The organism is Oribacterium sp., assembly GCF_057249185.1.
Map to the genome: position 1 here is coordinate 1 of NZ_DBHIGR010000084.1, position 9,262 is coordinate 9,262.

The window sequence follows — 9,262 nt, forward strand, 5'->3', positions numbered from 1 at the left end:
ATAAGGAATTTTTCTATAAAATTTCAACTGTTATTAATAAAATGATTTTATATAAGGGGTTTTAATGGTTCTCTTCTGAATCTGAGGGCAGAAAAGAAGTATAGAAACGCATTCTGCGGTACAACCTTCCTCTTCGGGCACGCTCCCGCTAACTTCGCCCTGCAGCGGACACTAAGCGAAAAACAGCAGTTCCTTTGTTTTTCGCAAGTGCCGGCGGGCTCAGATTGCCCTCATCGGAAGCTGTACCGCAGAAATGCTGTTCGACATTGTAAATCCTATCCCTTGTCAGTCTCAGAAGTTCGAAATGAGAAACATTAAAAACAGGAAAATAAAATGCATTCCATCTAAACAAGTGAATTTTATAGAAAAAATTGGAGGATGAAGAGCCTTTTGTTATTTCGCTGGTGTCGCAAAATGCACTCCAAGTTTCTCTGATTCCTTTCTTCTTTCGGCAGGACTTCAAAGCAGCGCTCAGATTCCCTAAAATTTTTTCTTCCGCTTTATGTACTACGGAAAAGAATGCTTCAAAGTTAGTCCGGGGTTTTCCGCCAGTGCCGAACTGAAAAGCGGGGTAATCTGAGCCCCGGGTACTTACTGAAAGCGAGCAGGGCGAAGCTTGAAGCTTAGTACTTCTGGTAGGCGAGGTTAGCGGGAGCGTGCCCCGCTTTCAACCCTCCACTACCGAAAAACCACTTCAGTTTTTAGCAACTATTCTTTTCCGTAGTGCATAAAGCTCTACTGCACTGCAAAAGTCAATTCCGCCTTCACTACGGTCTTGCCATCCACCTTGGCTTCCGCCTCTCCTATTCCTACCGGGCCTTTTCTATTCACTACTCGGCAGCTAAGCTCCAGTACATCTCCCGGACGAACCTGTTTTTTAAACTTACAGTTCTTGATTCCCCCAAAGAGAGCAATCTTTCCTTTATTTTCCGGAAGAGCCAAAAGAGCCACTGCCCCGGTCTGTGCCAAAGCTTCCACAATCAAAACCCCGGGCATTACCGGATAGGAGGGAAAATGCCCTTGGAAGAAGGGCTCGTTGATGGTGACGCATTTCTTTGCCACCGCAAATTCTCCCGCTTCGTAATCTTGAATTTCGTCAATCAGCAAAAAAGGATAACGATGGGGAATAATGGCTTTGATTTCTTCAATGTTTAACTTAGGCATATTGACCTCCTCTAAAAAAATTCCACCGGCAGTTTCCCCGCCGATGGAGTTCGTATTGAAGATGGAACTGTTAAAATAACTTAAAGTGGCTTTTCGGCTGTATAGCTTTAAAATACGGGTAGTCTGAGCCCGCCGGTACTTGCTGAAAGCGAGTGTAGCGAAGCTTGAAGCTTAGTACTGCTGCAGGGCGAGGCTAGCGGGAGCGTGCCCGAATTTAAAGCTATACAGCAGAAGAAAGCCAAGTTTAGTTTAACAGTTCCATCTTTCTATTCACGTACTATATTACTGCGGGGAAACTACTCTGCTTTTCCAAAAATCAGACAGGCATTGTGGCCGCCAAAACCTAAGGAATTGGAAAGGCTGTAATGCAGCTCCTGCTTTCTTCCCTGATTTGGTACATAATCCAGATCCAGCTCTTCATCCTTTACCTGATAATTCATGGTGGCAGGTACAAAGCTATCCTTCAAAGCCAGCACGGAGAAGATGGCCTCTACTGCTCCCGCCCCTCCCAAAAGGTGTCCGGTCATGGACTTGGTGGAGGATACGGGGATAGAATAGGCTCTCTCTCCAAAAACCGTCTTGATGGCGGCGGTTTCACCCTTATCATTTAAATTGGTGGAGGTGCCGTGGGCATTGATGTAATCAATCTTTTCAGGAGCAAGATTGGCATCTTTTAACGCAAGCTTCATGCAATCCGCTCCCCCTTCTCCGTTTGGTGCAGGGGAGGTAATGTGGAAGGCATCACAGTTGGCACCGTAGCCCAGCACCTCTCCGTAAATCTTTGCTCCTCTCTTTAGAGCGTGCTCTCTTTCCTCCAGCACTAAAATGCCGGCACCCTCTCCCATCACGAAACCGGAACGTTCCTTATCGAAGGGAATAGATCCTCTGCTCACTTCACTGACCTGAGAAAGAGCCTTCATACTGGAAAATCCGCCGATTCCCAATTCGGAAATGGTAGCCTCGGTTCCACCACAAACCATAGCGGTTTCATAGCCGTCTCGGATTCTATGGAAAGCATCCCCGATGGCATTGGAGCCGCCTGCACAAGCAGTTACCGGGCAAATGCACATTCCCTTTAAATGATGGCGAATGGCAATTTCCGCCGCCGCCATATTGGAAATGGACATGGGGATGAAGAAAGGATTTACACGCTCAAAGCCCTTGGAAGCACCACGAGTATGCTCTGCTTCAATAGTTTGCAGACCGCCGATTCCGCTGGAAACGATACAGCCGATTTCTTCCTCGGGAAGAGTTCCTACGATACCGCTATCCTTTACCGCCTCTTCTGCTGCCCACATGGCAAACTGGGTGAAGCGGGACATATGTTTTAAATCTCTTTTATCAAAAACGGTCTCCGGATGAAAATCCTTTACTTCTCCGGCTAAGTGAATGCTGAAGTCCTCTGCCGGAAAGGCGGTAATGGGGCCAATGCCCACCTTTCCCTCCTGAATTCCCTGCCAGCTTTCCGCAACGGAATTTCCGGTGGGGTTCACTGTTCCTAATCCGGTAATCACAACGCGTCTTCTCTCCATAGTATTCTTTTTCTCCATTTCCAATCAAGATTGCACTCTAGATTTGCACTCTGTTTTACAAACAATATTTTGCTCTATAGATTTGCACTCTGCTTTACAAACAATTTTTTGCTCTATAGATTGCACTCTGATTTTACAAACTATATCTTCGCTCTATATTGTCACTCATAGTTTCTTTCTATGTTACCACTCTATAGTTTCACTCTACATTCCCATGCCGCCATCTACCAAGAGGGTTTCTCCTGTAATATAGCGAGATTCTCTCCTTGCGAAAAAGGCCACAGCATTTGCCACATCTTCTCCGGTACCAAAGGTTTTCATAGGAATATTCCGTAGCATCTCTTCCTTTACCGCTTCCGGTAGACTTTCCGTCATTTTCGTATCAATAAAACCGGGACAAACCACATTCACTGTCACATTTCTTCCTGCCAGCTCCTGGGCAAGGCACTTGGACATACCGATAAGCCCCGCCTTGGAAGCCGCATAATTGCTCTGTCCCACATTTCCATGAACTCCCACAATGCTGGAAATCTGAATGATTCTGCCGTAACGCTTTTTCATCATCAGCTTCCCTACCGCTTTGGAAAACAAGAAAGCGCCTCGAAGGTTGGCATCCAGGACTTCATCAAAGTCTTCCGAAGACATTTTCAGAAAAAGATTGTCTCTGGTGATTCCTGCATTGTTCACCAAAACCTCAATTTCGGAGAAACGGGCAACAGCTTCTGCCACAATCCTTTCCACATCCTCTTCCTTCTTGATATCTCCCTGACAAAGGAGGGTTTCCACGGAAGGGTAGCTTTTATGAATCTCTTCTTCTACAGCCCTAGCCGCAGCTTCATTTCCGGCGTAGTGAAGCACCACATTTCTTCCCTCCGCCGCCATTTTCAAGGCAATAGCACTACCAATACCTCCGCTGGCCCCCGTAACCAGACAAGTCTCTCTTTCCGCCATCTTCCTTCCTTTCTATCCATTACGCCTTGTACATTCAAAGGATAGTCCTTTCTATTGCTCCCTCTTTACTCTTGTTGAAAGGCTTATCCCTTTTTTCTTTGCTTTCCAGAGCCGGAATCTAAGCTTTTTTACGCTCTAAAAACGCTTCCAGCTCTTCTTTATTTTCCAAGCTTACTACTTCAAAGTCTTCGATGCCCATATCCTTGGCGGTCTTCTTTAAGAAGCCGGAAATGGTCTTTCCCGGACCGATTTCCACAAAGTTTCTTACCCCAAGGTCCAGAAGTCTTCTAAGATCCTCTTCCATACGCACCGGCTTTTGTACCTGTTCCACCAAAAGTTCCGGAACGCTTGGGTCTCCTTCCTGTCTTTCTCTTCCCAAGAAGTTGTGAAGCACAGGGCAAGTTCCCTCTTGGAAAGGAATTCCCTTAAAATACTCCCGCAGTGCTTCTCCCGCACTTTTCATAAAAGAGGTATGGAAAGGTCCGGAAACCTTTAAAGGAATCGCCTTTTTGGCACCTGACTCCAAAGCCAGTTTGGAGGCCTCTTCCACAGCCTTCTTTTCTCCGCCGATAACGATTTGTCCCGGGCAGTTTAGGTTACAAAGGCTCACAGCGCCTCCCACTTCCTTACAAACCTTGTCCAAAGCTTCCTCAGACATCCCAAGTATTGCCGCCATGGAGGATTCGATTCCCTTGGAGGCCTCTTCCATTTTCTTACCACGGAAGGCTACCATTTCCACCGCTGTCTTTGCGGAAAATACGGAAGCCGCCTCCAGTGCGGAGTATTCTCCCAGGGAAAGGCCCAGCGCATAATCCGGCTTGATTCCGTTTTCCTGTAAAACCGCTGTCATACCGCAGGCAAATGCCACAAGAGCCGGCTGGGTATAACGGGTTTCATTGATTTTTCCCTCCGGATCCTCGAAGGAGAGCGTCTTTACATCAAAGTCCAGCTCCGCCTCGTCATAGGCCTTTCGAAAGGCGGGGAAGGCTTCATATAAGTCCTTTCCCATTCCTTTAACCTGACTTCCCTGTCCTGCATATAAAAATGCTGTCTTCATCTTTCCTCCTTATGAAATCCCGGGAATTCCCCGGCAAATATCCGCTAAAATCTCCGCCACCGGACGAATCTTAGTAACCTGTCCGCAGGTCTGTCCTGCCATGAGGGATCCGGTTTTGGTATCTCCGTCAAAAACCGCCCTGCGAAGGGAGCCCAGAGTGAACTTTTCCAGTTCCATCTTATCCGCTCCCGCCTTTTCCTGACTTAGGTATTCCCTACTCATCTGATTCTTTAAAACTCGTACAGGTACACCGGCAATTCTTCCTGTCACAATGGTGTCGGAGCCGGAGGCCTTCAGTACCGCCTCCTTATAATTTTCATGGATGGGGCATTCCTCCGCCGCCAAAAGAGCGGTACCAATCTGGGCGCCGCAGGCTCCTAAGGTAAGCACTGCCTGCATTTGCCGATTATCCGCAACACCGCCTGCTGCAATCACGGGAATAGAAACCGCATCCACGGTCTGAGGCACCAAGGTCATAGTGGTCATTTCTCCGATATGACCTCCGGACTCACAGCCCTCTGCAATTACCGCATCCGCTCCAAGCTTTTCCAGTCTTTTCGCCAAGATGGGAGCCGGCACCACAGGAATCACCTTGATTCCTGCTGCCTTAAAGGCTTCCATGTAAATGCCGGGATTTCCGGCTCCGGTGGTTACCACAGGCACCTTTTCCTCAATGCAGATTTCCACCATCTTATCGGTTTCCGGATTCATCAGCATGAGATTCACCCCAAAGGGCTTGTCGGTTCTTTCCCGAAGGATATGGATTTCCTTACGAAGACCCTCTGCCTCTCGAATGCCTCCTGTTCCAATCAAGCCCAGGGCTCCCGCGTCGGAACAAGCCGCCGCAAAAGCTCCTGTGGCAATATTGGCCATTCCTCCCTGAATAATGGGGTAACGAATTCCTAACATCTCCTGTAATCCGGTCATAATCTCTCCTTAATTTCCTTTACTTTCTCTACGCTTTTTCGTACTGAATTTCTGCTGAGGCATAGGTCAGTCCCGAGCCGAAGCCCACCAAAACCAGCTTGTCTCCGGAATGTAAAAGGCCCTTTTCCTGCATATCCTTTAAAGCCATGGGGATGGAGGCTCCGGAGGTATTTCCGAAATACTCCATATTTTCAAAAAACTTCTTAGGATCCGCCTTCATGTGTCGTACCACATTTCGAATGATTCTGGAATTGGCCTGGTGGCAAACCACATGCTGCACGGTTTCCAAGCTGTCTCCGGTCTTTTCTAAGACCTTCTCAATGCAATGAGGAACGATGTCAATGGCAAAGAGGAAAACCCCCTTTCCATCCATTACCAGGTGATCCAGCTTTTCATGCTTTCCGGCACTGACTCCCTCTCCCAGCTTCTCCGGATTCTCCGTGCCATCCTCATAGAAGCCGTCAAAGGCTCCGGTGTATATGCCGGGAGCCATAATGGAATAATCTCCCTTAGAGCCCAAGTAGGAAGCGTAGAGAGTCTTGGCATCTCTTTTCACCACAGCAGCTCCTGCTCCGTCTCCGAAAATGACGGAGGTGGTTCTATCCTCTATTTTCAGTAGTCGGGAAAGCTGTTCCGTTCCTACCACCAGGGCATAGTCCTTATTGGTGGAAAGTAAAAGCCCCCTAGCCACCTCCAGCCCGTAAACAAAACCGCTGCAGGCCGCATTCAAATCCAATACGGGAACATCTTCTTTCGTGCCCAATTCCCTTGCCACGATGGCTGCAAGGCTCGGGGTGGAGAAGTCCGGAGACATGGTAGCCACCACAATCACCCCGATGTCCTCTCCCTTTAGTCCCGCATCTTCTACAGCCTCCTTAGCCGCTTTAACCGCTAAGGTTCCCGCACTCTCATCCTTTTCACAAAAACGTCTTTCATGAATGCCTGTTCTAGGAAAAATCCATTCGTCACTGGTATCCACCAGCTTCGCCAGGTCATCATTGTGTACCCTCTTGCTTGGGATAGCCGATCCAAGGCCAAGTATCTTTAGTCCTTCCATCATTCCTCTTTTCCTAAATGTTTCTGAACTTAGAGAGTCTGTCCTTACGGATTTCATGACGACTCATACCATCGTAGTATGCTAAAGTCTTCTCCAAGACTTGATCCAACGCCTTGTAAAGACTTTCCGGGTCATCCTGGGCACCTCCCAAGGACTCCGGCACAACCTCATCCGCCACATTGGCTTCCTTTAAATCCTTTGCGGTAAGCTTCATGACCTTTGCCGCCTCTGCCGCACGGGAGCTGTCCTTCCATAAAATGGTCGCAAAGCCCTCCGGACTTAGAACGGAGTAAATGGCATTTTCCAGCATCAAAATTTTATTGGCTACGCAGATTCCCAAAGCACCGCCGGAGCTTCCTTCTCCCGTAACCACCGCAATCACCGGCACATGGAGAGAACTCATAAAGGCAAGGTTTTTCGCAATAGCCTCCCCCTGTCCGTGCTGCTCCGCCTCCAGACCCGGGTAAGCTCCAGGAGTGTCTACGAAGGTAATAATCGGTCTGTCAAACTTCTCCGCCTGCTCCATAAGTCTTTTTGCCTTACGATAGCCCTCCGGACAGGTCATTCCGAAGTTGCAGGAAAGATTTTCTTCTACCGTTCTTCCCTTTCTGTGACCCAGCACCGTTACAGGACGTCCATGAAAACGGGCAATTCCTCCGTAAATGGAGCGATCCTCATCATAAAGATGGTCTCCCTTTTGCTCGAAAAAGTCTGTAAAAAGGGCGGAAACGAAGTCCTCCACATGGGGGCGTCTAGGGTGTCTTGCCAAAAATACCCGATCTCCCGGCTCCAAATCCTTACAGCTATCTAAAAGCTTCTTCTTTTCCTCTTGTAAAACTTTGATTTCCTCGGTTTTTTCTTCTTCCGCAAGAAGAGCCTGAATTTTCTCTTCTAAGGCGTCTGTTTTTTCCAATACTTCCTTAATCATCTATATTCCTCCTTGATTCCTGATTCCGACAATTTTGTTTTCCATCTTTCTTTTTCTTGGTCTGAAATCTTTCTATCCGACCGCTCCCGCTCCGTAACCTTTCTTTACTCTGTGCAACGGAAGCTTCTTCTATGAAAATGTCTTAGGCCTTCTGGTGTAATTTCAAAAGCTGAATCAAGGTGTCTCTCATATCTTTTCTCTCCACAATCTTGTCTACGAAGCCGTGGCTTTCCAGATATTCACTCTTCTGGAAGCCCTTGGGGAGCTTACTGTTAATGGTCTGCTCAATAACTCTGGGGCCGGCAAAACCGATGAGCGCTCCCGGCTCTGCCAGGGTAATATCTCCTAATGTGGCAAAGCTTGCAGTTACTCCTCCTGTGGTGGGGTGAGTTAAATAGCTGATAAAAAGTCCCCCGTGCTCGGAGAAAAGCTCCACTGCCGCAGAGGTCTTTGCCATTTGCATAAGGCTGTAGATTCCCTCCTGCATTCTGGCTCCTCCTGAAGCGGAGAAGATAATCAAGGGGCATTGCTCCTTATCCGCCACTTCGATTCCTCTGGTTACCTTCTCTCCTACCGCCTGGGACATGGAGCCCATAAAGAAGCGACTGTCCAGTACCAATACCACCACAGGAATTCCTCCGATTTTTCCCTTGGAAGAAACCACCGCCTCTTTCAGGCCGGTTTTTTTCGCCTGGCTTTCCGCCTTCTCTCTATACTCCGGAAAATCCAAAGGATCCTTTACCGCCATATCCTGATCCAGCTCCTGAAAGGTTCCCGGATCATAAAGCATTTTCAAGCGATAATAGGCTCCGATAGGACTGTAAGAACCGCAATGAGGGCAAATATAGTAATTTTCTTCCCAACGGGAATGAAGTGCTCTTCTTCCGCATTTTCTACAGCTGATAAAGGTTGCAGGCACCTTTAATGGGGCAGCTCCGCTCATGGTATCTTTATTGGCTTTTTGCCGTAAGTCCCTGTCTTTCACCAGCTCTACCAGACTTTGAATGGGTGATTTCATATTTCCTCCTATGGTTCTTGACCTTTCCTTTAGAAACAATTCTTTTCTTTGAGAAAAGCGTCCCTAAGGACGCCTGTTTTTCTGTCTTTCTATCTTGATTAATTTACGCCTTTGCGTTATTTGCATAGTCTAAAATATCTTTTACGGTATGCATCTTTCCGATTTCTCCATCAGGAATGGAAACGCCCAGCTCATCCTCTAAAGCCATGTGCAGCTCCACTAAGGAAAGAGAATCCACCTCTAAGTCCTTCTGCATATCTGCCTCTAAAGTAACCTTATCCTCATCACATGCCAAAGTATCTACAATGATTTCCTTTAATCTCTCGAATTCCATACTGAACTCCTTTCGCCTTTTTACTAAAAATTATTTTAATTAAATTTTCGAAAGCAATATAACTGTAAATAAAAAAATTGTCAATAGAATATTTTTTTAAGGGATATAGTTTAAAATATGCAAGAAGTGGTTTTGAAAACCACTTCTTGCCGGGGGAGAATACATTCTCATCCGACCCCTTTTCCCATAGGAGAAGGGAGCTGTGAAAAACACAGCTCCCTATTTTTGCAATTTTATCTTTTTCCTTCCCTAATTCTTCGAAAAGGAAAGTCTTTTCTCATGCTTTGTTTTGCC

General features: G+C 47.2%; 9 protein-coding genes. All 9 read right to left on the minus strand.

Going from position 1 to position 9,262, the window contains the following annotated elements; translation table 11 throughout:
- Window positions 1-735: 735 nt before the first annotated feature.
- The 9 genes from fabZ to ACO4PX_RS06120 all read right to left on the minus strand — a co-directional run bounded on the left by fabZ (window position 736) and on the right by ACO4PX_RS06120 (window position 8,968).
- Window positions 736-1,164: a 3-hydroxyacyl-ACP dehydratase FabZ gene (gene fabZ / locus ACO4PX_RS06080; protein WP_007157588.1), complete on the minus strand. Its 429-nt coding sequence runs from the start codon at window positions 1,162-1,164 to the stop codon at window positions 736-738.
- 296 nt (window positions 1,165-1,460) lie between these two features.
- A complete protein-coding gene (gene fabF / locus ACO4PX_RS06085) occupies window positions 1,461-2,696 on the minus strand; it encodes a beta-ketoacyl-ACP synthase II (RefSeq protein WP_485571989.1) in 1,236 nt (411 codons plus the stop codon).
- 204 nt (window positions 2,697-2,900) lie between these two features.
- Window positions 2,901-3,647, minus strand: coding sequence for a 3-oxoacyl-[acyl-carrier-protein] reductase (gene fabG, locus ACO4PX_RS06090; RefSeq protein WP_485571990.1), 747 nt, complete (start codon window positions 3,645-3,647; stop codon window positions 2,901-2,903).
- 118 nt (window positions 3,648-3,765) lie between these two features.
- Window positions 3,766-4,704, minus strand: coding sequence for an ACP S-malonyltransferase (gene fabD, locus ACO4PX_RS06095; protein ID WP_485571991.1), 939 nt, complete (start codon window positions 4,702-4,704; stop codon window positions 3,766-3,768).
- Between the two features lie 9 nt (window positions 4,705-4,713).
- Entirely contained in the window at window positions 4,714-5,631 is a 918-nt protein-coding gene (locus tag ACO4PX_RS06100) for a nitronate monooxygenase (protein ID WP_040649265.1), read from the minus strand.
- Between the two features lie 28 nt (window positions 5,632-5,659).
- Window positions 5,660-6,691 carry a 3-oxoacyl-ACP synthase III family protein gene (locus ACO4PX_RS06105; RefSeq protein ID WP_472469743.1) on the minus strand — a complete coding sequence of 344 codons (1,032 nt, stop codon included), beginning with the start codon at window positions 6,689-6,691 and terminating at the stop codon, window positions 5,660-5,662.
- A 10-nt stretch (window positions 6,692-6,701) separates the two neighbouring features.
- A complete protein-coding gene (locus ACO4PX_RS06110) occupies window positions 6,702-7,616 on the minus strand; it encodes an acetyl-CoA carboxylase carboxyltransferase subunit alpha (protein WP_315365125.1) in 915 nt (304 codons plus the stop codon).
- Window positions 7,617-7,758: 142 nt separating this feature from the next.
- Window positions 7,759-8,634 (minus strand): acetyl-CoA carboxylase, carboxyltransferase subunit beta, encoded by an 876-nt coding sequence (gene accD / locus ACO4PX_RS06115; protein WP_485571992.1) that lies wholly within the window; start codon window positions 8,632-8,634, stop codon window positions 7,759-7,761.
- A 103-nt stretch (window positions 8,635-8,737) separates the two neighbouring features.
- A complete protein-coding gene (locus ACO4PX_RS06120; RefSeq protein ID WP_007157597.1) occupies window positions 8,738-8,968 on the minus strand; it encodes an acyl carrier protein in 231 nt (76 codons plus the stop codon).
- Window positions 8,969-9,262: the final 294 nt, after the last annotated feature.

Excerpts from the sequence above, each read along its gene's own strand:
- ACO4PX_RS06120 (WP_007157597.1), bottom strand. The coding sequence starts at position 8,968 with ATGGAATTCGAGAGATTAAAGGAAATCATTGTAGATACTTTGGCATGT.
- accD (WP_485571992.1), bottom strand. The coding sequence starts at position 8,634 with ATGAAATCACCCATTCAAAGTCTGGTAGAGCTGGTGAAAGACAGGGAC.
- fabD (WP_485571991.1), bottom strand. The coding sequence starts at position 4,704 with ATGAAGACAGCATTTTTATATGCAGGACAGGGAAGTCAGGTTAAAGGA.
- fabF (WP_485571989.1), bottom strand. The coding sequence starts at position 2,696 with ATGGAGAGAAGACGCGTTGTGATTACCGGATTAGGAACAGTGAACCCC.
- fabZ (WP_007157588.1), bottom strand. The coding sequence starts at position 1,164 with ATGCCTAAGTTAAACATTGAAGAAATCAAAGCCATTATTCCCCATCGT.
- ACO4PX_RS06110 (WP_315365125.1), bottom strand. The coding sequence starts at position 7,616 with ATGATTAAGGAAGTATTGGAAAAAACAGACGCCTTAGAAGAGAAAATT.
- fabG (WP_485571990.1), bottom strand. The coding sequence starts at position 3,647 with ATGGCGGAAAGAGAGACTTGTCTGGTTACGGGGGCCAGCGGAGGTATT.
- ACO4PX_RS06105 (WP_472469743.1), bottom strand. The coding sequence starts at position 6,691 with ATGATGGAAGGACTAAAGATACTTGGCCTTGGATCGGCTATCCCAAGC.
- ACO4PX_RS06100 (WP_040649265.1), bottom strand. The coding sequence starts at position 5,631 with ATGACCGGATTACAGGAGATGTTAGGAATTCGTTACCCCATTATTCAG.